This window comes from Klenkia terrae (genome assembly GCF_900491935.1).
Taxonomy (GTDB): Bacteria; Actinomycetota; Actinomycetes; order Mycobacteriales; family Geodermatophilaceae; genus Klenkia; species Klenkia terrae.
In genome coordinates this window covers 2674539-2695995 of sequence record NZ_UEXK01000004.1, presented here as the reverse complement: position 1 = coordinate 2695995, position 21457 = coordinate 2674539, and the positions used below count along the sequence as shown (strand labels likewise).

Genomic DNA, 21457 nt, shown 5'->3' with positions numbered 1-21457 from the left:
TCGGCGGCGCCCGTCACGGGCCCGACGCTCAGCGGGAGGGACGACGGACCAGGAGCACCACGGCGACGATGGCCACGACCCAGCCCAGCAGGATCAGCACGTCGCCGGCGTGCAGCCCGTGGTTGTAGGTCAGCGTCAGGACCACCGGGCCCTCGAACTCGTAGGTGCCGTGCAGCAGCAGGGCGGTGAACCCGCTCAACACGAGCGCGACCAGCGCCCCCGCCGCAGTCCGCATGGGTGAACCGTAGGCGTCCGGCGGGTGGCCGCCCGGGACATCACCCGGGAGGGCGGACCCATCCGTCCCAGGAACCCCTCCTGCCGCGTGTCGGGGCGACACGCCCAGACGCACTGTCGTCAGATGCCTCCGGAGTGTCACCATTCCCGCCGACTGGGTGTCCACGGAGGCACCCGCACGGGGAAGGGACCACGGTGGACGATCACTTGATCACGCCTCGCCGCGCGTTGCCGCCGGTGCCGCCTCCGGGCCGGCAGTCCGGGACGGCCACCTTGGCACCGGCGGTGGACCAGACCAGCTGGTTCGACCCGCTGGACCCGATGAACGACTCGGCCGTGCACGCCGCGTTCACCGGCCTCGACCCGCTGGACGACGGCACGGCGGCCAAGGCCGCCCGGGACCTCATCCGCGAGTCCGGCCGCCAGCCGGTGCTCGACCAGGCCCTGCTGGAGGCGCTGGACGCCGCGGCGAAGGCCGCCGAGGCCCGTCGCGCGGTCACCCTCGCCGTCCTTCCGGCCACCGCTACGACCCCCTCCGTCATCGCGCCGCGGCCGGCACCGCCCGTGATGACTGCCGCACCCGTCCCCGTCACCGACCGCTCCGACGAGCCCGCCCTCGACATCTCTGCCGAGTTCGCCCGGCACGACGACCTGGTCGAGACCGCCCGGCACGCAGCGATGGACGACGGCTCGACGTCTGCCCCGACCCCTCCCCCACCGGCCACCGGCACCGGCCGACACCTGGCCCTCGACGTCGACGAGGACGCCGCCCAGCGCCGTCATGGAGGACCCGGCAGCCACCCTGGACGGGAACACCCCGGTCCTCGACCCCGAGCTCACCGACCCGACGGCGTCCACCGCGTCCGTGCAGGCGGACAGCAGCGTGCCGACCACCTGAGGCGGAACTCTCGCGCTGGCGAATGGTCCTGCATCCGCCACCCGACCGAACCGTGCTCCCGCACACTTCCCCGACGGCCATGTCCTCAGGGGAACGTTCGAACACCTGACCGATAACTACGCTGCGTGTTCGCCCACTAGGCGATGCGATGTAAATGCCTCCGGCGTGTCGCCACCAACACGCCGGTCGGGGCTGGTCCAGTGCGCACTGCGATCGATACCTTCCGTCTCCGTCAGCAGCGAATGACACGCATGCAATTCAACGGGGGACCACGATGGGCGGACATCGGCAGGACACCGGAAGCCGGCGGCGCTCGGAGTCCCGGACGGTCGGGCGACCACTGGGCCGCTCCGCACCGTCTCCCTCCCCACGGCTGCCCTCCCTGGACGACCAGACGTCAGGTGCGTCCACCGGATCCCGGCGTGCCCCGTCGGCGGGACCCTCGACGGGCCGTACCCGCGGCCCGTCCACCGGATCTTCCCGTGGTCCGACGACGGGCTCGCGACGTGCACCGCGGAGGACAACACCCCGGTGGCTGCCCATCGCGCTGGCCATCTGGATCGCCAGCTTCCTGGCCGTCCCGGCTGCCGTCCTGGTGCAGCAAGCGGTGTCCGCTGACGACGCCGCCGTGGTCGAGGCCGGAGACGTCATCGACGAGTCCGAGCCGTCGGCCGGGTCCTCCACCGGCGTCGGCGACCCCGGGGCAACGACCACCGCCCCCGCCGCCACCACCCCGCCAGATCCGGCCGACCTCACCGATGGTGCGGGTGAGGCCGTGGTACCCGGCACCGAGGTCGTCCCCCCGGGCCAGGGCGCGGTCTCCGAAGAGGTCGTGGCGACCTCGTCGGCTGTGCCGGCAGCGACCGTCTCGTCCTCCGCCTCCGTCGTCCCGAGCGGATCTCCGGCGACCTCACCCACCCCCGGCGTAATCAGCTCGCCCCCGGCCACCGAAGAGGCTCTGACCCCCGTGGAGCCGATGCCGCCTGTGCAGGACTCCCAGCAGGGCTACCCCGGCGCCGAGGCCGTACCGGCCCCCTGACCCGCAGGGGTCAGAGGCCGGCGAGCTCGTACCGCAGCGCGGACTCCACCTCGACCCGCAGCCGGTCGTTGCGCTCAGCGGTGCGCAGGGCACCGCCGAGCCACACGCCCGCGAGGCAGGCGAGCGCGAACCACACGAAGGGGAGCCAGAGCCACATCATCGGGACCTCGCCGGGAACTGCTGGGACGGTGCGCGGAACGTACAGGTGAACACCGGGTTCCCCGGCCCTGGAGCCGCAAAACGCCGGTGCGGCGCATCCCCCTTGGGGTGAACTGCCCGACAGGTGCTCAATGCCGCCCCCCGGGCGACCGACGTGGTCCCTGTGAACCCCCAGGTCCCCGACGGGCCCCCGCTGCCGACGACGCCCTCCCGCGTCGCCGTCGGGGCCGTCCTGCTGTCCCTGGGCGTGCTGGTCTCCGCCGCGCTGCCGTCCCCCGCCGACGACCTCGGCGTCGGCCTCCTGGCCGCGGTGGCCTTCCTCGTCGGGTCCTGGGCGACCTGGACCGCGGCCCGCCGCAGCAGCCACCCGCCCGTCTGGGGCTGGTACGCCCTCGGCCTGACCGTGGCCGGGACCGGCGCCACCCTGGCCCTGCACCTGCCCGGCTCCACGGTGCCGATGACCGTCGGCGCCCTGCCCGGCATGCTGCTCACCCTCGTCCCGCTGCAGCGGCTGCTCCCGCCCGGCACCTGGCGCCGCATGCGCGCCCAGCTGGTCACCTCGCTGCTGCTCCTGCTGGTGGCCAGCATGCTCTGCGCGCTCGCCTCGTTCGAGCTCGTCGCCGGCCGACGGCTGGGGCTGAGCACCCTGTTCGACGGCACCCTGGTGGCCCTCGGCGTCACCCTGTCGGCGCTGGTGTCCCTGGGCCTGCTGGTCCTGTCCACCACGGCCGGCAAGGTCCGCCGGGTCGCCGCCCTCGCGCTGGGTGCGCAGCTGGCCGTCGCCGTCGCGCTCGTGCTCATCGCCTTCGCCGACGAGGCCCGCGGCACCAGCCCCGCGCTGGTGGCCAGCACCGTCGCCGCCGTCGCCGCCCTCGGCCTGCTGCTGTGCGCCGCCCTGCTCGACACCACCCCCGGCACGCCGGCGTCGCCGGACGAGGCGCCGTCGGTCGTCGCCGCGCTCCTGCCGCACCTGGCCGCGCTCACCGCCGGTCTGCTGCTCCTGGCCGGGGTCCTCGCCTCCGGCAGCCTCGGCGCTCCGCAGTCCGTGCTCGGCGGGCTCGGCCTGCTGCTGCTCTTCGCCCACCAGACCGTCTCCTGGCGGGACGGCCGCGACCTCACCCGGCGCCTGCAGCGCAGCGAGTCCCGCTTCCGCGCCGTCGTCCGGGCCGCCGTCGACCAGGTGGTCATCCTGGACGGCCGGCTCGCCATCACCTGGGCCTCCCCGGGCATGGCCGACCTGATCGGCCGGACCCCCGCGCGGCTGGTCGGCCGGGACGTCCGCGTCGCCGTCCACCCCGATGACCGCGCCGCCCTCACCGCCGCCCTCCTCACCCCGCAGACCGACGCCGGGGACCGCACCACCACCGCCCGCGTCCGGCACGACGACGGCCGCTGGCGGCTGGTCCAGGCCCTCGTCCGCGACCTGCGCCAGGACCCCGACATCGAGGCCCTGGTCCTCTACTGCCGCGACATCACCCGGGTCGAGGCACCGGCCCCCGCGCAGGCCACCCACCAGCCGGCCGGCGGCAGCGACCCCGAGACCGGGCTGCCCGACCGCAGCGCACTGGTCGCCGGGCTGGCCGAGGTCCTGGACGGCGGCGGGCCGGGCCACGCGCTGGTGCAGCTCTGGGTGACCGGCCTGGCCGACGCGCACCGCGGCACGGCCGCACCGCCGGAGGTCGCCCTCGACCTGGCCGGCCGGTTCTCCCGCGTGCTGCGCACCGGCGACCGGCTGTTCCGGGTCGGCCCGCAGGAGTTCGCGGTGCTGCTGACCGGTGCGGTCAGCGACGCCGAGACGCTGGCCCACCGGCTGGTCGCCACCGTCGGTGCCGACGTCCCGGTCCTCGGTCTACGACTGTCGGCCTCGGCCGGCACCACCGCGGTGACCGCCGACGACCTCGAGCCCGTCCAGGTCGTGCGCCGCGCGGCGATGGCCATGGCCAGCGCCCGCACGGCCGGCCCCGGCCGGGTCCGCCGGCACTCGGTGGCCGCGCTGATCGCCGCCAACCGGCAGGAGGCCCTGCGCACCGACCTGGCGCACGCCCTCGAGCGCGACGAGCTGCGGCTGGTCTACCAACCCGTCGTCGACCTCGCGCTGCAGCGGGCCGGCTCCGTCGAGGCCCTCATGCGCTGGCAGCACCCCGTCTGGGGCGCCATCTCGCCGGCGGAGTTCATCCCGCTGGCCGAGGAGTCGGCCATGGTCACCACGCTGGGCCGCTGGGTCATGCACACCGCGACCGCCGCGGTCGCCGCCCTGCACCGTCCCGACCTGTCGGTGGCGGTCAACGTCGCCGCCCGGCACGTCCGCAGCGGCCAGCTGCTCGCCGACGTCCGGGACGCGCTCGCCGCCAGCGGCCTGCCCGGCGACCGCCTGGTCCTCGAGCTGACCGAGTCGGTGCTGCTCGACGAGGCCCACGTGACCGACGACCTGGAGGCCCTGCGCCGCCTGGGCGTGCGAATCGCGGTCGACGACTTCGGCACCGGCTGGTCCTCGCTGGCCTACCTGGTCGGGCTGCCGATCGACGTGCTGAAGATGGACCGGCAGTTCCTCGCGTCGGTCGAGTCCGGCCCCCGCCACCAGGCGCTGTGCCGCTCCGTCCTGCACCTGGGCACCAGCCTGGGCATGGACGTCGTGGTCGAGGGCGTGGAGACCCCCCGCGAGCTCCAGCTGCTGCGCGACATGGGGCACCGGTTCGTGCAAGGCTTCCTGCTCGCCCGGCCCACCGAGCTGGGCCGCCTGGAGGACACCCTGGACGAGATCCCGGCTGCCCTCCACGCCGGCACCGCCGACGACGTCCGGGAGGTCGTGCTGTGAGCCGCGGCCTGCGCACCAGTGCGGTCGCCGTGCTGCTCGGCCTGCTGGCCCTCGTCCCGGCACTGGCCCTCACCCCGCCCGCGGGCACCGGCCTCCAGCCCGACAACCTGCTGATCGGGATCCTCGCCGGCATCGGGGCCGTCCGCGGCTTCCGCGCGACCCGGGGGATGACCGGGCTGCTGGCCCTGACCTGGCGGCTGATGGCCGGCGCCGGGGCGCTGTTCTCGCTGGCCAGCCTGATCACCGGCAGCGGCCTGGCCGGTGCGTTCGGGGTCGCCGGCGTCGGCGACCTCCTCCTGCTCGTCGTGCTCTGCATCCCGCCGGTGGTCTGCGCGCTGCTGGCCAACCAGGTGCGGACGGCGGGCTGGCTCACCCTGCTCGTCGACGGCGCCACCGTCGTCCTGGCGCTCTCGGTCGCCGCGGACGTGTTCGTGCTCTCGGCGCCCGACCAGGTCGGCCGGGTCGATCCCCTGGTCGTCGGCTACACCGGCTACGCCGTCCTGGCCGTGGGCCTGGCCGGCGCGCTGTGCACCGCCACGACCCGCGAGCTGCAGCGGTCCTCGACCGCCGTCGTCGCGTCCGCCCTGCTCGTCGCCGCCGCCGTGGCCATGCTGGCCGTCGGCATCGACCGGCCCGGGCTGCTGTGGCAGGCGCTGGGGGACGTCGCCTGCGTGCTCTGCTTCGAGGCCGGGGTGCTCGCCGTCCTGTCCTCGCCGCGGCACCTGTCCTCCCCCGACGACGTCGTCGCCCGCAGCCCGCGGGTCAACCCGGCCGGCATGTCGATCACCGTCCTGGCGACGTTCGGGCTGCCGGCGGCCCTGCTGGTCGCCCTGGCGCGCGGCCAGGCGCTGACCCCCTGGTCCATCGGGGCCGTGTCGGCCGTCGTGCTGCTGCTGCTGGTCCGCAGCACCCTGCGCATCCGGACCAGCACCCGGCTGGTCGCCGACCTCGTGCGCAACGAGGAGGACCTGCGCGACCTCGTCGAGGGCAGCTCCGACGGCGTCGTGGTCGTCGACGACGACCTGCGCCTGCGCTTCGCCTCCCCCGCCGCGCGCACCCTGCTGGGGCTGCCCGCGGGCACCGGCGACCCCGACCGCCGGCTGCCCGACCTGGTCCTCGCCGAGGACCGGGACCGGATCGCCGAGCAGCTGGACGACGGCACGGCCGGCACGCTGCACCTGCGGATCCCCGGCACCGACCGGCCCACCGAGCTCGAGGTCACCCACCACGAGCACCGCGGCGAGGGCCGCCGGGTGCTGCACCTGCGCGACGTCACCGTGCGGCTGCGCCGCGAGCGCGAGCTCGAGCGGATGGCCTACACCGACCACCTCACCCGGCTGCCCAACCGGGCCCTGCTGTTCCAGGAGCTGGCCCGCCCCGCCGGCGAGCGCTGCCTGCTGGTGCTCGACCTCGACGGGTTCAAGGCGGTCAACGACGTCGCCGGCCACGAGGCCGGTGACCAGCTGCTGGTCGAGGTGGCCCGCCGGCTGCGCAACGTCGTCCGCGACCAGGACGTCGTCTGCCGGCTGGGCGGCGACGAGTTCGCCGTCGTCGTCGACGGCACCCCCGCCGAGGCCCGCGAGGCGGCCCAGCGGGTGGTCGACATCATGGCGCTGCCGCACCGGACCGCCGGCTTCACCTTCGCCATCGGCGCGAGCGTCGGCGTCGCCGAGGTGCAGGCCGGCGGCGGCCAGCTGGCCTTCCGCGAGGCCGACACCGCCCTGCGCGCGGCCAAGCAGGCCGGCAAGGGCTGCGTCCGGGTCTGGGCCGACGGCACCGGCTCGTCGCCGTCGGGCGACTCCGTGGCCGCCGCGCTCGCCGCCGGCCACATCGAGCTGCGGTACAGCGTCGCCGGCGGCGAGGGCCAGCCCCAGCGGGCGCTGCACGGGGAGCCGTTCTGGCGGCACGCCTCGGGCGACCTGCTGCCGGCCGCCGAGCTGTGGGCCGCCGCCGGCCGGCAGGGCCAGGACGGCGCGCTGCAGACCTGGGTCTTCGCCGAGTCCACCCGCACGGCCGCCGACCTGCCCGGGGTCTCGCTGCTGGCCCTGGACCTGCCGGCCGGGCACGTGCGCGCCGACCAGCTGCTCGACGACGTGCGGTCGGCGCTGGCCGCCACCGGGTTCCCGGCCGAGCGGGTGTCCCTGGCGGTCACCGAGGAGGCCATCCTCACCGCCGGTGCCGAGCTGGTGCCGGTCCTGCACGAGCTGCGCGCCCTGGGCGTGCGGATCTGCCTGGACGACTTCGGCATGGGCCAGACCCTCTACGCCCACCTGGCCCGCCTGCCGCTGACCAGCGTCCGGATCGACGTCGCGGCCCTCGGCGGCGGCGGCGACACCGCGCACGCGCTGAAGGTCGTCCGGTCGATCGTCCTCAGCGCGCAGACCTTCGGCCTGGCCGTCGTCGCCCACGGCGTCTCGCCCGGCCCGCTGCTGGACGACGTCCTGGCCTGCGGGGTGCACATGGTGCGCACCCGGGAGGACCTGCGGCACGTGACGGCCGAGCGCGTCCGCGAGGAGCTGGCCACGGGCGCGGAGGCCGTGCGGATACTGGCCCGGTGACCCTCACGTTCCTCGGGCACTCCAGCGCCCGGGTCGAGCTCGCCGGGCGCACGGTGCTCACCGATCCCCTGCTCACCGGCCGGGTCGGCCCGCTGCGCCGGGTCGCACCCCCGCTGTCCCCGTCGTCCTGGGCCGGGGTCGACCTCGTGCTGCTGAGCCACCTGCACGGCGACCACCTGCACCTGCCCTCCCTGCGGCTGCTCGGCCGCGGCACGACCGTCGTCGTCCCGCGCGGGGGCGGGGCCTGGTTGCGGTCCAAGGGCTTCACCGCCGTCGTCGAGCTGGCCCCCGGCGAGGTGCACACCGACGGCCGGCTCACCGTCACCGGCACGCGAGCCGTGCACAGCGGGCACCGCTGGGGACCGCGGTCCACCCACGGCCCGGACGCCGCCGCCATGGGCCACCTGCTCAGCGGGGACGGCGTCACCGTCTACGCCGCCGGCGACACCGACGTCTTCCCCGCCATGGCCGACCTCGGGCCGGTCGACGTCGCGCTGCTGCCGGTGTGGGGCTGGGGCACCACGCTGGGGCCGGGCCACATGGACCCCGCCGGCGCCGCGCTGGCCTGCACGCTGCTGCGCCCGCGGTTCGCCGTCCCGGTGCACTGGGGCACCCTCGCGCTGCCCGGCGTGGCGCGGACCCGCCGCATGCGGTCGCTGCTGGTCGACCCGCCGCGCCGGTTCTCCGATGCCGTCGCCGCTACCTGTCCGGCCACCACGGTCCTGGTCACCGACCCCGGCTCCCCCGTCGCGCTGCCCACCACCTGGACCGCCGCGTGAGCGTCCTGGCCGCGAGCTGGACCGACAGCAGCTCCCTGGGCTACCCCGTGCTGTTCGGCGGGGTGCTGCTCGGCTCGATCATCCCGGTCGTGCCCACCGGACCGCTGCTGTCGGTCGCCGCCGCGGTCGCCATGACCACCGACCGGCTGGACATCGCACTGGTCCTGCTGCTGGCCACCGTCGCCGCCTTCCTCGGCGACGTCGTCACCTTCGCCGTCGCCCGGTTCGGCGGGCCCGCGGCCGTGCGCTGGGTCGCCCGCGGCCAGCACGCCGGCCGGCTGGCCGAGGTGCAGGAGCAGTTCCGCGCGCACGGCTGGCAGATCGTCGTCGTCGGCCGGTTGCTTCCCGCCGGCCGGATCCCGGTGCTGGTCGCCGCCGGCGCGCTGGCCTACCCGTGGCGCCGGCTGCTGCCGGCCTCGTTCGGGGCCGCGGCGCTGTGGGCGGTCGCCTACGCGCTGCTCGGGGTGGTCAGCGGCGGCATCTTCGACTCCCCGCTGGTCGCCACGCTGGTCGCCACCGGCCTGGTGCTGGTCGTCGGGCTGGTCTCCAACCTGGTGGCCAGCCGCCGGCGCAAGGCCAAGCAGCAGGCGGCTGAGCAGGAGACCCGGTGAGCGCACCGCACCGCCCCCCGCCCGGCCGGGTGCTGACCGGCGGCCGCCTGGTCGCCCGGGTGCTGCTGGTCTGGGCGCTGACCACCGCCGCCCTGCTGGTGCTCGACCGCTGGCTGACCGGCTTCGCGATGAACTCGTGGTGGCAGCCGCCGGTGGCCGCGCTGCTGCTGGGCGTGCTGGCCGGCGTGGTCTGGCCGCTGCTCATGCGGGTCGCGCTGCCGCTGGCCTTCTTCACCCTCGGGCTGGGCGGCTTCGTGGTGCTCGGGGCCGGCGTCCTGGGCATCTTCATCGCCATCCCGGGCGTCGTCGTCACCTCCTTCAAGACGTCGGTCGTCGTCGCCGTCTCCATGGCCGGGGTGGCCGCGGTGATCAGCAGCCTGCTGGCCGTCGACGAGGACGAGCTGTTCTTCCGCCGTGCCCGCCGCAAGGACGTCGCCGCCGCGTCCACCGACGTCCCCGGCGTCCTCTTCCTGCAGGTCGACGGGCTGGGATTCGCCACCGCGCAGCGCGCCGTCCGGGACGGCACGATGCCCACGCTGGCCGCCTGGCTGCGCGAGGGCAGCCACGCGCTGACCTCCTGGCACACCGACTGGAGCTCGCAGACCGGGGCCAGCGTCTGCGGGATCATGCACGGCTCCAACCACGACATCATCGGGTTCCGCTGGTACGAGAAGGACCGCGACAAGGTGGTCGCCGTCTCGCACCCCGAGGACGCCGCCCTGGTCGAGACCCGGCACAGCGACGGCGCCGGCCTGCTCTCCGGGGACGGCGCCGGCCGCGGCAACCTGTTCACCGGCGACGCCCGGCACGTGTCGCTCACCATGAGCTCGCTGGCCCTCGTCGTCCCCAAGGGGGCGCGGCGGGACCGGCGCGGCCGGGACCGCGTGGGCGCCGGGTACTACGCCTACTTCGCCAACCCGGTGAACGCGCTGCGCACGCTGGTGGCCTCCCTCGTCGACGTCGGCCGGGAGCTCGCCGCGGCGGGCAAGCAGCGGCGCGCCGACGTGCGCCCGCGGATCGACCGCGGCGGGCTGTACCCGCTGGCCCGCCCGGGGACGACGGTGATCGCCCGCGACGTCGTGGTGGCCGCCCTCATCGAGGACATGCTGGCCGGCCGGCCGGTCGCCTACGCCGACTTCCTGGGCTACGACGAGGTCGCCCACCACTCCGGGATCGAGCGCTTCGACACCCTGGAGGTGCTGCGCTCGATCGACCAGCAGATCGGCCGGCTGTGGCGGGCCACCCAGCTCGCCCCGCGGCCCTACCACCTGGTCTGCCTGTCCGACCACGGCCAGACGCAGGGCTGGGCCTTCGCGAACCGCTTCGGCGAGACCGTCGAGCAGCTGGTCGGCCGGCTGTGCGGCGGCGACCCCGACGGCGGCCGGTCCGGTGACCGGCAGCGGGCCACCGAGGGCTGGCAGGTGGGGGCCGCCCTCGCCGAGGCCGCCAGCGGGCCGGGGCTCATCGCCCGCCGGCTGCGCGACCGGGTCGAGCGGGCCGGGTCCGCCGAGCACACCCCGCGGGACGCCGCCGGTGCACCCGGCGCGGTCGCCCGGGTCGCCCCCGGTGTGGTGTGCGTGGTCAGCGGCCACACCGCGATGGTCTCGTTCACCGAGCTGCCCGGCCGGGTGCCGATCGAGGTGATCGAGCGCCGCTGGCCGCACCTGCTGCCCGCCCTGGTCGACCACCCGGGCGTCGGCTTCCTGCTGGTGCACTCCGAGGAGTTCGGGCCGGTGGTCCTCGGCCGCGACGGGCTGCACAGGCTGGACTCCGGGGTGGTCATCGGCGAGGACCCGCTGGCCCCCTACGGCGAGCACGCCGCCCGGCTGGTCGCCCGCACCTCCACCTTCCCGCACTGCGCCGACGTGATGATCAACAGCCGGATCGACCCGGCGACCGAGGAGGCGTCGGCGTTCGAGCCGCACGTCGGGTCGCACGGCGGCCTCGGCGGGCCTCAGCAGCACGGGTTCCTCACCTACCCCGCCGGGTTCGCCGACCCCGGCGAGGTGGTCGGCGCCGAGCACCTGCACCGGGTGCTCCGCGGCTGGCTGACCGACCTGGGCCACCCCGACCCCCGGGCCGGTCGACCACACCCCTCAAGCTCGGCCGCGCAGGTGTCGATCACCGAGGGGTGACCCTGCTCGAGCACCCCGTCCTGGCGCCGTCCCGCGCGCCCGGGACCGTGCTGTCCTGGGTGCTCCTGGTCTCGACCCCCGACCCCGACGCGGCCGCCCCGGCCCTGCGCCGGGAGACCCGTCTCGGCGACCACGTGGACCGGGACGGCGACGACCTGGTCCTGACCCTCGCCGTGCGGGCCGCCGACCTCGACGCCCTCGCCGACCGCCTGCTCACCGTGGTCGAGCGGGCCACCGGCCGGCCGGCCGCCGCCGGGGTCTGCCTGGCCGACTCCGGGCTGACCGACCCCGAGGTGCTGCGCCGGGCCCGCGCCGGGATGGCCGTGGCGTGGGCCTGCGGCGGCAGCCGCGTCGTCCGGCACCCCTGACCTGCGTTACGGCGGGGTGGGCCGGCCGGGCCGCCGGTGAAGATCGTGTGAACCGCGTCCCGCCGACGAGACACGCGGCCCCGGCTGCCCGACAGTGGGGGCATGCGACCCGACGCCCGCGCCTGGTTCGAGAACCGCACCACGTCCGCCACCTCCCTGGCGGAGATCGACGTCCCCGCCCTGCTCGCGGCCAAGCGCCGCGGCGGGCACGCGGTGAGCGTCGTGCTGCCCGCCCGCAACGAGGCGGCCACCGTCGGCGGCCTGGTCACCGACCTGGTGCAGCGGTGGGTCCGCGACGTCCCGCTGGTGGACGAGGTCGTGGTGATGGACTCCGACTCCACCGACGACACCGCGGCGATCGCCCGGGCCGCCGGCGCCGTCGTGGTGGCCACCGCCGACGTGCTGCCCGGCCAGGGCACCCGGCCCGGCAAGGGCGAGGCGCTGTGGAAGTCGCTGGCCGCCACCACCGGCGACCTGGTGGTCTTCATGGACTCCGACCTGCTCAACGACGTCTCGCACTACGTCCCCGGGCTGCTGTCCCCGCTGCTGGCCGACACCCGGGTCTCCTACGTCAAGGGCTGCTACACCCGGCCGCTGAGCGTCGACGGCCAGGTACGGGCCGCGGGCGGTGGCCGCGTCACCGAGCTCACCGCGCGGCCGCTGATCAACGCCCTGTGGCCCGAGCTGGCCGGCTTCGTGCAGCCGCTGGGCGGTGAGTACGCCGGCCGCCGGTCCGCCCTCGAGCAGGTGCCCTTCGTCTCCGGCTACGGCGTGGAGGTCGGGCTGCTGGTCGACCTGCTGCAGGTCTGCGGCCTGCCCGGCCTGGCCCAGGTGGACCTGGGCACCCGGGTGCACTCGCACCAGACCGACGAGGCCCTCGGCGTGATGGCCGGCCAGATCGTGTCCACCGTCCTGGCCCGCGCCGCCCGCGGCAGCACCGACCGGCACCGGGTCTCCCCCGGCGGCCTGCTCACCCAGTTTGCGCACGACGGCGAAGGCTTCGTGCCCACCAGCATCCCGGTGGCGGTCGACCAGCGCCCGCCGATGGTCGCCGTCGCCGAGTACGTCGACCGCCTCCGCGCCGCGGTCTAGCTACCGCAGCGGGGTGTCGTCCAGAGCAGCGACGAGGTCGGCCGGGGTGTCGTAGAGCTCGACCGCGCCGGCGTCGCGCAGCTCGTCGTCGCCGAACCCGCCCGAGCGCACGACGTAGGCCGGCATGCCCGCCCGCCGGGCGGCCTGCACGTCGTACACGGAGTCGCCGACCACCACCGCCGGCGCGTCGATCGGCTCCCCGAGCTTGCGCAGCGCCGTCTGCAGCAGGTCGGGCGCGGGCTTGGAGGCCTGGACGTCGTCGCTGGTCGTCCACGCCTCGGCCAGGTCCCGGGCGTCGAGCAGGTCGAGGTAGTGGTCGACCTGGTCGGCCTTGCCCGAGCTGGCCAGCACCAGCCGGTGGCCGCGCTCGCGGACGGCCACCAGGAGGTCGCGCGCGCCGGGCAGCGGGCACAGCTCGCCCAGCAGCGGCTGCACCTCGGCCTCCCACCGGTCCCGGGCCGCGTCGCCGAGCCGCTCCTCCAGCTCGTCGCCACCGACCGCGGCGACCAGCTGGTCCCCGCCCATGCCGATCAGCCGGTGCAGCCGCCACACCGGCACGACCTCGCCCAGCGAGCGGAAGGCCCGGTACCAGGCCAGGGCGTGGTGGTAGTTGGAGTCGACGAGCGTGCCGTCGACGTCGAGGACGGCGATCTGCGGAGGCATCGTCGTACCGTTCCCCGCCGCCACGGGGTCCCAACCCCCTCCCGCTGCCAGCGGGCGACGGCCCCGTGCGGCAGGATCGGTGGGTGCCTCTCGCCAGCCGTACCGACGGGGCCCCNGGGCCGTGCTGGCCGCCACCCCCGGCATCGAGGCCCGCCACCCCGGTGCCTCCCCCGGCTGCACCCGGTTGTTCGACGTCACCGTGCGGGGCCTGCGGGACGAGGCGCCCAGCGACCTGCGGGCCGCCCAGCTGGTCGAGCTGGCCACCACCACCTACGACGCGCAGCACTCCCCGGACCCCGAGTCGCTGCACCGCCTGCGCGCCGCGCTGGGCGAGGGCGCCCGTCGTCCGGTGCGGGACACCCCGCCGCGCCGCTGGCGCACCACGGTCGCCGACGTCGCCGCCGACCTCGACGTCGTCGACCTCGCGGTGCTGCTGCGCTCCTGGGCGCAGGCGGTCTCGGCGGACTGGGCCGACGAGAGTTCCTGATCGAGGCGTTCCGGAACGAGCGGAACGACTTCTTCCCCTTACCCTCTGCACCATGCCCGACCAGGCGGCCAGGGATCGTCGCGCCCAGAAGAAGGCCCTCACCCGCATCGCCGTCCGCCGCGCCGCCCAGCGGCTGTTCGCCGAGCGCTCCTTCGCCGAGGTCACCGTCGCCGACATCGCGGCCGCGGCCGACGTCGCCGTCCAGACGGTGTTCAACCACTTCCCGACGAAGGAGGACCTCTTCTTCGCCGACCGCGCGGCCTGGGTCGCCGGCCCCGCTGCGGCGGTGACGAACCGGCGGCCGGGCACCGCCGCGGTGGCCACCGCGCACTCCTGGCTGGCCGACCAGGTGGCCGAGGTGCCCGAGCTGCTCACCCGGGCCGCCGTCCGCACGTTGAGCGCGGACATCCTGGCCAGCCCGTCGCTGCGGCTGCGCCAGCGCGAGCTCTTCCGGGACTCCGAGGACCAGCTGGCCGTGGCGCTGCACACCACCTGGTCCATCGAGGTCGGCGAGCTGCCCGGGCTTGAGCTGGCGGCGAGCATGACCAGCGCCCTGCTGGTGACCGCTGCCCGGGTGGTCCTCACCGACCAATGGCGCCAGCTGGTCGAGGTCCCCCTGGACTCACCCGCCCTGGCCGACCGGGTGGCCGAGGTCCAGCGCACGTCGCGGCAGGCCCTGGCCGCCGTCGGCGGGGACTTCCCGCGGCTGGCCGACCGGGAGGGCACACCCTCGGCGCTGCGGACCGTCGCCCGCCTGGAGGCCGGGAAGCCGGCCGACGACCGCGTCGCCCGGTCGATCCGGCCCGCCGGCGGTCAGCCGACGGCGACCACGGGCAGCAGCACCGTGTCGACGAGGTCGGCGACCTCGTCGGCGGACATCGGCACCGCGAACGCGGTGTAGCGCTCCCACCAGAGGGCCTGCACCAGGGTGCCCAGCAGCTCCAGGCGCGGACCGGCGACCGGCTGCCCCCGCTCGGCCGAGCGGTGCGCGAGCTCGGCGAGCACCGTGGTCAGCGGCTCGACGACGGCGTCCTGCAGGCCGGCCCGGAGGTCCTCGTCGTGCCGTGCCGCGCCCACCAGGCTGGCCGCGGCGCGCTCCTGCTTGTCCAGCGGACGGGTCCACGGCTGCAGCAGGGCGACCAGGTCGTCGCGCAGCGAACCCTGGTCGGCCGGGCGGGGCACCAGGTCGAAGCCACCCACCGCGTGCCGCACCAGGGCGGCCATCGTGGGCCAGCGACGGTAGATGCCGGCCTTGCCCGCCCGGGCCCGGGCGGCGACCCGGTCGCTGTTGAGCCGACCCCAGCCCTCGTCGGCCAGGATGTCGACGGCGACGGCGACGAGCTGCTCCGACAACTCGGCGCTGAGCGGGCGGCCGGGGGACTTCACACCCGGACGGGAAGCAAGGTCGGAGCTCGTCACACCTGCATAGTGCACGGTGGAGTGGATCCACCACAACGACCGACGCGATGGCGTGACCCACAGTCACAGCATCCCGGCCGGTCGCTCACCGGGCGTGAGGTGACGACCTCACACGTGCCACGGGAAACGGCTGAAGTCGGCCGGCCGCTTCTCCAGGAAGCTGTCCCGGCCCTCGACGGCCTCCTCGGCCATGTAGGCCAGCCGGGTGGTCTCCCCGGCGAACAGCTGCTGGCCGACCAGCCCGTCGTCGACCAGGTTGAACGAGTACTTCAGCATCCGCTGCGCGGTCGGGCTCTTGGCCACGATCTTCCGGCCCCAGTCCAGCGCGGTGGCCTCCAGCTCGGCGTGCGGGACGACGGCGTTGACCATGCCCATCCGGTGCGCGTCGGCCGCCGAGTACTCCTCGCCGAGGAAGAAGATCTCCCGGGCGAACTTCTGGCCCACCTGGCGGGCGAGGTAGGCCGACCCGAAGCCGCCGTCGAAGCTGCCGACGTCGGCGTCGGTCTGCTTGAACCGGGCGTGCTCGGCGCTGGCCAGCGTCAGGTCGCTGACCACGTGCAAGCTGTGCCCGCCGCCGGCCGCCCAGCCGGGCACCACGCAGACGACGACCTTGGGCATGAAGCGGATCTGCCGCTGCACCTCCAGGATGTGCAGCCGGCCGCTGACCCCGGCGCCGGCCTCGTAGCCGTAGCGCCCGCGCACCCGCTGGTCACCGCCGGAGCAGAACGCCCAGCCGCCGTCCTTCGCGCTGGGCCCGTTGCCGGTGAGCAGCACGCACCCGACGTCGGTGGCCAGCCGGGCGTGCTCCATCACCTGCAGGAGCTGGTCCACCGTCTGCGGCCGGAAGGCGTTGCGCACGTCGGGCCGGTCGAAGGCCACCCGGACCACGCCGGCGTCGACCGCCCGGTGGTAGGTCAGGTCGGTGAGCCCCTCGAAGCCGGGCACCGCCGTCCAGGCCGCGGGGTCGAAGGTCTCGGAGACGCCGTCCAGTGCACTCACGCCCGCGGACGCTACCCGCCGGTCAAGGCGTCCTTGGCCCGGTGCCAGAGCCCCCGTGCCGGCGCCCCGACGGCCTCCCGCAGCCCGTCGGCGATCACCAGCGGTGCCGCCGGGTCGCCCTTGAGCTGGGACTTCGCGGTGTTCACCACCTGCTGCAGGGTCAGGTGCGGCGGGATCAGCGGGACGTTCGCGTCGACCACCGCGTCGACGACGAACGGGCGGTCGGCGGCGAGCGCCTCCTCCCACAGCCCGGGCACCTCGTCCTTGCCGCTGATCCGCCGGCCGCCCAGCCCGAGCAGCCCGGCCCAGTCGGCGTAGGGCACGTCGGGCAGGTCCTGGCTCTCGGCGAACGGGACGTCGCCGACCAGCGCCCGCATCTCCCAGGTCACGAAGGACAGGTCCCGGTTGTTCAGCACGAGGACGACGAACCGCGGGTCGGCCCAGGTCTTCCAGTACCGGCTGACCGTGATCAGCTCGTTGACCCCGTTCATCTGCATCGCGCCGTCGCCGATCACCGCGAACACCGGCCGGTCCGGGTGGGCGAACTTGGCCGCCAGGGCGTACGGCATGCCCCCGCCCATGGACAGCAGGGTGCCGCTGAGGCTGCCCAGCATCGAGGGCCGGACGTCGATGTCCCGGGCGTAGAAGCTGGTCGCCGTCCCGCAGTCCACCGCGAGCACGGCGTCGTCGGGCAGCCGGTCGGACAGCTCGCGGACGACGTACTCCGGGTTCAGCTCGTGGGTGTCGGCGGCGACCCGGGCCTTCGACGTCTCCCGCCAGGCGTGCGTCCACTCCCCGACCTGCTCGCGCCAGGCGCCGTCCCGGTCGGTGCGCAGCAGCGGCAGCAGCGCGGCCAGGGTGGGGCCGGCGTCACCGACCAGGTTGACCTCGGTGTCGTAGCGCAGCCCGCACTGCGCGCCGTCGATGTCGATCTGCACGGCCCGGGCCTGGCCCGGGGCGGGGTAGAAGTCGGAGTAGGGCATGTTCGACCCCACGACCAGCAGGACGTCGCACCCGCGCATCAGGTCCCAGCTGGCCCGGGTGCCCAGCAGCCCGATCGCCCCGGTGACCCAGGGCAGCCGGTCGTCGAGCACGGTCTTGCCCAGCAGCGCCTTGGCCACCCCGGCGTCCAGCGCGTCGGCCACCGCGGTGAGCTCCGCCGTCGCGCCCAGCGCGCCGGCACCGGCCAGGATCGCCACTCGTCGCCCGCTGTTGAGCAGGTCCGCCGCCTGCTGCAGCGCCGCGGCCGGCGGGCTGGTCGGCCGGGTGCTGGGGACGGCGCTGGTGTGGAAGTAGCCGTGCCCGTCCGGCGGCTCGAGGACGGCGTCCTCCACCAGCACGTCGCTGGGCAGCACCACGGCGGTGACGGTGCGCTGGGCCAACGCCGTCCGGGCGGCCCGGTCGACCACGTGCCGGACCTGGGACGGGTCGCTGACCTGCGCGACGTAGGCGCCGGCGACGTCCTTGACCAGGTTGAGGAGGTCGACCTCCTGGTAGTAGCCGGCGCCCTGCGCGGTGAGGGCGGTGTGCCCGAGCAGCGCGACGACGGGCTGGTGGTCCAGCTTCGCGTCGTAGAGGCCGTTGAGCGCGTGGATGGCCCCCGGGCCGGACGTGACGACGACGCAGCCCAGCTCGCTGCCGCCGTACTTGACGTCGGCCGCGGCCGCGAAGGCCGCCGTCTCCTCGTGCCGGACCTGGACGAACTCGGCGCTGCCGTCGTCCACCGCCTTGCGCAGCGCGCTCATCACGCCGCCGACGCCGTCGCCGGGGTAGCCGTAGTACCGGTGGACCCCCCACTCGGCGAGCCGGGCGACGACGTGTTCTCCGACGGTGGTCATGGCAGTCCCCTACCCCGGGCACGCCCGCGGGCGAACCCGCACAGTGGGGCCATGCGCGTGGGCACCCTCAACCTGGCCTCGGGCCGCGGCGACGACGGGGTGTCCGCCTCCCGGGACGACCTGGTGGCCGCGCTCGCGGGGCTCGACGTCGACGTGCTCGCCCTGCAGGAGGTCGACGTCGACCAGCCGCGCTCGCACCGGGTGCACCAGCCGTCGGCCGTGGCCGAGGTGCTGGGCGCCACCGACTGGCGGTTCGCCGCCACCCTCGCCGGCACGCCGGACCCGTTCGCCTCCTGGACGGCGCTGGACCCCGCGCTGGACGACGGGGCGCTGGTCGGTCCGCACTACGGCGTGGCGCTGCTGTCCCGGCTGCCGGTGCGGCGCTGGCACGTCCTCGGCCTCACCGCCGGGCCGCTCAAGTTGCCGCTGGTCGCCCCGGACCCGCGCACCGGTGCCCGCCGGCTGTGGTGGTTCCCCGACGAGCCGCGGGCCGCGATCGCCGCGGAGCTGGACGGGGTGACCGTCGTCGGCACGCACCTGTCCTTCGCCGCGCCGTCGGCGGCCCGGCAGCTGCGCCAGCTGCACCGCTGGGCCGCCCGGCTCCCCGGCCCGGTGGTGGTCGCCGGCGACCTCAACCTGGGCGGCTCGCTGTCCGCGCTGGTCACCGGGGGCCGGCGGTTGGTCACCGGGCGGACCTGGCCGGCACCGGCCCCCAAGGTGCAGTTCGCCCACGTGCTGTCCCTGGGCGGGGCGACCGGGTCGGACCCGGAGATCCGCCGGCTGCCGCTCGGGGACCCCCGGCTGGTCACGGTGCGGGTGGCAACCGCCGGTCGGCCAGCCTGAACCCGAGCAGGAGGACGACGGCCAGCACGGCCACGAAGGCCAGGTTGCGCAGCGCGGCGGCGTAGCCGATCTCGACGACGTCCAGGAACGGGTAGGGGTACCAGTCGGTGAGCGCACCGAGCGCCAGGGCGTAGCCGATCCAGGCCAGCGGCCAGACCATCGACCAGCCGACGGTGGCGCCGGTGACCCGCGGCCGCGGCCCGAGCAGCAGCCAGCTGCCCAGGGCGAGCACCGGGGCGACGTAGTGCAGCCCCGCGTTGGTCCACCAGCCCAGGCCGGTCGGGTTCAGCGCCGGGCCGAGCACGAAGACGTAGACCAGGCCGGTGATCGTGATGCCCAGCAGCGAGGTCAGCCGCAGCACCCGCCAGCCCCGTCCGTCGTGCCGGGCGTCGCGGGTCAGCGGCAGCACCGCGGCCAGCACCAGCAGGTTGCTCTGGATCGTGAAGTAGGAGAAGAACCGCAGCACCCGGGTGCCGGTCCCCGGGGCGTCCGCCGGGACCAGCACGTTCGCGCCGCTGATCGCCCGGCCGAGCTCGGTGAGCACCGAGAGCACCACCACCACGGCCAGCACCGTGTGCACCACCCGGGCGCGCCGGTCGGACTTCCGCAGCTCGGTCACCGGCCGACCCCGAGCAGCGGGCGCAGCGTGTCCAGCGACGCGGCCAGGCCGGGGTGCAGCGGGACGCCCGGGTCGGCCAGCGGCACCCAGGCCACCCCGGTGCTCTCGGAGTTGAGCCGCAGGTCCGCCGGCTCCAGCGCGCCCGCCGGGACGGCCAGCACGGTGGTGTAGCTCCACCCGCCGTGGTCGTCCACGGAGTGCTGGCCCAGGGTGAGCTGGCTCGAGCCCAGGCCCAGCTCCTCCCCTGCCTCCCGCAGCGCGCCGTCGGCCGGGCTCTCGTCGGGGTGCAGCGCGCCGCCGGGGGTGCCCCAGGTCCCGCCGTGGTGGCTCCACTCCACGCGGTGCTGCAGCAGCACCTCCACGCCGTCCGGTCCGGGGCGGTGGACCAGCAGCCCGGCGGCCCCCGCGAGCCCCCAGTGCCGGTGGCCCAGGTCGCAGGTGGTCCACCCGTCGGTGGGCGAGGTGTGCGGCACGCGCCCATCCTCCCCCGCCGCACGCCTCCGTGGCCGGTTGCCGGGGTCGGGGGTGGTTCTGCACGGTTGCGGGCCGGTGCAACGGCCCGCGACCGCAGGAGATCGCCCGCGACCCCGGTCGCCGTAGCGCAACCAGGGCTATTCAGCCGGTCGCCGTCCACAAGCGGGCGGGCCTTCCACAGATCGCCGGCGACCACCCTGCCCGATCCGCCGGACTGCCAGCGTCACGGCATGACGCTCGTGCTGCCGCTGGTCACCCGGGAGACCGCCCGTCCGTGCCTGGGGCTGGTGACCCGACGCGCCCTGTTGGCCGCCGGGGTGACCGACCGGGAGATCGCGGCATCCGTCCGCCGGGGGCGAGCTGCGCCGGGTCCGGAAGGGCGCCTTCATCAGCGCGCCCGACCTCGCGGAGGTCGAGCGGACCCACCGGGTCCCGGGTCTGCAGGCACTGGCGGTCGCCGATGCCGTGGGTGACGCCGAGGCGCCGTTCGGGTTCGACACCGCAGCGTGGATCTGGGCACTCCCCCGCCCGGCCCGACGGCGGGGCACCCCCGAGCGGGTGCACCTGGTCGATCCGCAGGGCGTGGGCGGGCGGGGCTCCGACTGGGTCCTGCACCGCACCGGGCTGCTCCCCGAGGAGGTCACCCGCCGCGGCGCCTACCTGCTGACCGGTGCGGCGCGCACGGTGGTGGACGTGGCCCGGACCTGGAGCGAGGTGGACGCGGTCGCCGCCGCCGACGCCGCCCTGCTGCGGGGGTTGACCACGAAGGCCGAGCTGCTGGCGACCCTGGACCGGCACGCCACCGTGGCCGGCACACCCGCGGTGCGGCGGGTGCTCGACCTGGCCGACGGACGTGCCGAGAGCTGGCTGGAGACGTGCGGCCGACTGGCGTTCGCCGCGGGCGGTCTCCCCCCGTTCGTGCCGCAGGTCGAGATCTGGCTGGACGGGGAGCTGCTCAAGGTGGTCGACGGCTGGTACCCCGAGATCGCGTTGGCCGTCGAGTTCGACGGGCTGACCAAGTACCGGGGGACGGCGGAGGAGGCGCGACGCACCATCGCGGAGGAGAAGCGGGTGGAGGACCTGCTGCGCTCGTTCGGCATCCGGTTCGTGCGGGTCACCTACCGGATGCTCACCCAGGGGTGGACGCAGCTCCGGGACCGCGTGCTGCGGGAGCTGGCGGTGGCCGGCCCCCCGGCGCGGGCGTTCGAGGAGCGGCCGAGGTCGACGGGGAAGGTGCGCGGCGGGGTGCAGGCCGACGACGGCTGGCTGTGGCGTGCCCAGGACGCGGTCGGCGGCCCGGGAGGTCCCACCGGGACGAGCACCCCGGCCCTGGGGGCGTGACCGGGTTGCGGGTCGTCCTGCACGGTCGGGGGCCGTTGCGCTGGCCCCCGACCGTGAGCGATCACCCGCTACCCCGCCCGCAGCCG

At 75.6% G+C, this 21457-nt stretch carries 21 protein-coding genes; 12 read left to right on the top strand and 9 right to left on the bottom strand.

Annotation, left to right across the window (positions count from 1 at the left end):
* Positions 1-28: 28 nt before the first annotated feature.
* Both LFA75_RS13580 and LFA75_RS13575 read right to left on the bottom strand, forming a co-directional pair.
* Positions 29-235 (bottom strand): hypothetical protein, encoded by a 207-nt coding sequence (locus LFA75_RS13580; protein ID WP_225234161.1) that lies wholly within the window; start codon positions 233-235, stop codon positions 29-31.
* Between the two features lie 202 nt (positions 236-437).
* Positions 438-734 carry a hypothetical protein gene (locus LFA75_RS13575; RefSeq protein WP_225234160.1) on the bottom strand — a complete coding sequence of 99 codons (297 nt, stop codon included), beginning with the start codon at positions 732-734 and terminating at the stop codon, positions 438-440.
* Positions 735-1739: 1005 nt separating this feature from the next.
* Between LFA75_RS13575 and LFA75_RS13570 the strand changes: the two genes are divergently transcribed.
* A complete protein-coding gene (locus LFA75_RS13570) occupies positions 1740-2171 on the top strand; it encodes a hypothetical protein (RefSeq protein WP_225236125.1) in 432 nt (143 codons plus the stop codon).
* Between the two features lie 10 nt (positions 2172-2181).
* Here LFA75_RS13570 and LFA75_RS13565 read toward each other — a convergent pair whose 3' ends face one another.
* A complete protein-coding gene (locus LFA75_RS13565) occupies positions 2182-2328 on the bottom strand; it encodes a hypothetical protein (protein WP_225234159.1) in 147 nt (48 codons plus the stop codon).
* Positions 2329-2493: 165 nt separating this feature from the next.
* Here LFA75_RS13565 and LFA75_RS13560 point away from each other — a divergent pair, with 165 nt between their 5' ends.
* The 7 genes from LFA75_RS13560 to LFA75_RS13530 all read left to right on the top strand — a co-directional run bounded on the left by LFA75_RS13560 (position 2494) and on the right by LFA75_RS13530 (position 12688).
* A complete protein-coding gene (locus LFA75_RS13560; RefSeq protein WP_225234158.1) occupies positions 2494-5145 on the top strand; it encodes a putative bifunctional diguanylate cyclase/phosphodiesterase in 2652 nt (883 codons plus the stop codon).
* Positions 5142-7703, top strand: a complete 2562-nt coding sequence (locus tag LFA75_RS13555; protein WP_225234157.1) for a GGDEF domain-containing protein — start codon at positions 5142-5144, stop codon at positions 7701-7703. The genes LFA75_RS13560 and LFA75_RS13555 overlap by 4 nt, the downstream gene beginning before the upstream one ends.
* Positions 7700-8482: an MBL fold metallo-hydrolase gene (locus LFA75_RS13550; protein WP_225234156.1), complete on the top strand. Its 783-nt coding sequence runs from the start codon at positions 7700-7702 to the stop codon at positions 8480-8482. Before LFA75_RS13555 ends, LFA75_RS13550 begins: the two co-directional genes overlap by 4 nt.
* Positions 8479-9093, top strand: coding sequence for a DedA family protein (locus tag LFA75_RS13545; protein WP_225234155.1), 615 nt, complete (start codon positions 8479-8481; stop codon positions 9091-9093). The genes LFA75_RS13550 and LFA75_RS13545 overlap by 4 nt, the downstream gene beginning before the upstream one ends.
* Entirely contained in the window at positions 9090-11228 is a 2139-nt protein-coding gene (locus tag LFA75_RS13540; protein WP_225234154.1) for a phage holin family protein, read from the top strand. The genes LFA75_RS13545 and LFA75_RS13540 overlap by 4 nt, the downstream gene beginning before the upstream one ends.
* Positions 11225-11596 (top strand): hypothetical protein, encoded by a 372-nt coding sequence (locus tag LFA75_RS13535; protein ID WP_225234153.1) that lies wholly within the window; start codon positions 11225-11227, stop codon positions 11594-11596. Before LFA75_RS13540 ends, LFA75_RS13535 begins: the two co-directional genes overlap by 4 nt.
* Before the next feature lie 102 nt (positions 11597-11698).
* Positions 11699-12688 carry a glucosyl-3-phosphoglycerate synthase gene (locus tag LFA75_RS13530; RefSeq protein ID WP_225234152.1) on the top strand — a complete coding sequence of 330 codons (990 nt, stop codon included), beginning with the start codon at positions 11699-11701 and terminating at the stop codon, positions 12686-12688.
* On the opposite strand, the gene LFA75_RS13525 is transcribed toward LFA75_RS13530, so the two are convergent.
* A complete protein-coding gene (locus LFA75_RS13525) occupies positions 12689-13351 on the bottom strand; it encodes an HAD family hydrolase (RefSeq protein ID WP_225234151.1) in 663 nt (220 codons plus the stop codon).
* A gap of 121 nt (positions 13352-13472) precedes the next feature.
* On the opposite strand from LFA75_RS13525, the gene LFA75_RS13520 reads away from it, so the two are divergent.
* A complete protein-coding gene (locus LFA75_RS13520) occupies positions 13473-13838 on the top strand; it encodes a DUF5946 family protein (protein ID WP_225234150.1) in 366 nt (121 codons plus the stop codon).
* A 52-nt stretch (positions 13839-13890) separates the two neighbouring features.
* A complete protein-coding gene (locus LFA75_RS13515; RefSeq protein WP_225234149.1) occupies positions 13891-14739 on the top strand; it encodes a TetR family transcriptional regulator in 849 nt (282 codons plus the stop codon).
* Here the strand turns inward: LFA75_RS13515 and LFA75_RS13510 are convergent.
* The 3 genes from LFA75_RS13510 to LFA75_RS13500 all read right to left on the bottom strand — a co-directional run bounded on the left by LFA75_RS13510 (position 14652) and on the right by LFA75_RS13500 (position 18094).
* On the bottom strand, positions 14652-15224 hold the full coding sequence (locus tag LFA75_RS13510; protein WP_225234148.1) for a TetR-like C-terminal domain-containing protein: 573 nt from the start codon (positions 15222-15224) through the stop codon (positions 14652-14654). The genes LFA75_RS13515 and LFA75_RS13510 overlap by 88 nt on opposite strands.
* Positions 15225-15365: 141 nt before the next feature.
* Positions 15366-16256: a 1,4-dihydroxy-2-naphthoyl-CoA synthase gene (locus tag LFA75_RS13505; protein WP_225234147.1), complete on the bottom strand. Its 891-nt coding sequence runs from the start codon at positions 16254-16256 to the stop codon at positions 15366-15368.
* A gap of 11 nt (positions 16257-16267) precedes the next feature.
* Positions 16268-18094, bottom strand: coding sequence for a thiamine pyrophosphate-requiring protein (locus LFA75_RS13500; protein ID WP_225234146.1), 1827 nt, complete (start codon positions 18092-18094; stop codon positions 16268-16270).
* 51 nt (positions 18095-18145) lie between these two features.
* Here LFA75_RS13500 and LFA75_RS13495 point away from each other — a divergent pair, with 51 nt between their 5' ends.
* Positions 18146-18937, top strand: coding sequence for an endonuclease/exonuclease/phosphatase family protein (locus tag LFA75_RS13495; protein WP_225234145.1), 792 nt, complete (start codon positions 18146-18148; stop codon positions 18935-18937).
* Here LFA75_RS13495 and LFA75_RS13490 read toward each other — a convergent pair.
* A complete protein-coding gene (locus LFA75_RS13490; RefSeq protein ID WP_225234144.1) occupies positions 18900-19556 on the bottom strand; it encodes a Pr6Pr family membrane protein in 657 nt (218 codons plus the stop codon). The genes LFA75_RS13495 and LFA75_RS13490 overlap by 38 nt on opposite strands.
* Positions 19553-20029: an NUDIX domain-containing protein gene (locus tag LFA75_RS13485; protein ID WP_225234143.1), complete on the bottom strand. Its 477-nt coding sequence runs from the start codon at positions 20027-20029 to the stop codon at positions 19553-19555. The genes LFA75_RS13490 and LFA75_RS13485 overlap by 4 nt, the downstream gene beginning before the upstream one ends.
* A gap of 466 nt (positions 20030-20495) precedes the next feature.
* On the opposite strand from LFA75_RS13485, the gene LFA75_RS13480 reads away from it, so the two are divergent.
* Positions 20496-21371: a hypothetical protein gene (locus LFA75_RS13480; RefSeq protein WP_225234142.1), complete on the top strand. Its 876-nt coding sequence runs from the start codon at positions 20496-20498 to the stop codon at positions 21369-21371.
* The last annotated feature ends 86 nt before the right edge of the window (positions 21372-21457 follow it).

Excerpts from the sequence above, each read along its gene's own strand:
- LFA75_RS13580 (WP_225234161.1), bottom strand. The coding sequence starts at position 235 with ATGCGGACTGCGGCGGGGGCGCTGGTCGCGCTCGTGTTGAGCGGGTTC.
- LFA75_RS13565 (WP_225234159.1), bottom strand. The coding sequence starts at position 2,328 with ATGTGGCTCTGGCTCCCCTTCGTGTGGTTCGCGCTCGCCTGCCTCGCG.
- LFA75_RS13530 (WP_225234152.1), top strand. The coding sequence starts at position 11,699 with ATGCGACCCGACGCCCGCGCCTGGTTCGAGAACCGCACCACGTCCGCC.
- LFA75_RS13525 (WP_225234151.1), bottom strand. The coding sequence starts at position 13,351 with ATGCCTCCGCAGATCGCCGTCCTCGACGTCGACGGCACGCTCGTCGAC.
- LFA75_RS13515 (WP_225234149.1), top strand. The coding sequence starts at position 13,891 with ATGCCCGACCAGGCGGCCAGGGATCGTCGCGCCCAGAAGAAGGCCCTC.
- LFA75_RS13500 (WP_225234146.1), bottom strand. The coding sequence starts at position 18,094 with ATGACCACCGTCGGAGAACACGTCGTCGCCCGGCTCGCCGAGTGGGGG.
- LFA75_RS13495 (WP_225234145.1), top strand. The coding sequence starts at position 18,146 with ATGCGCGTGGGCACCCTCAACCTGGCCTCGGGCCGCGGCGACGACGGG.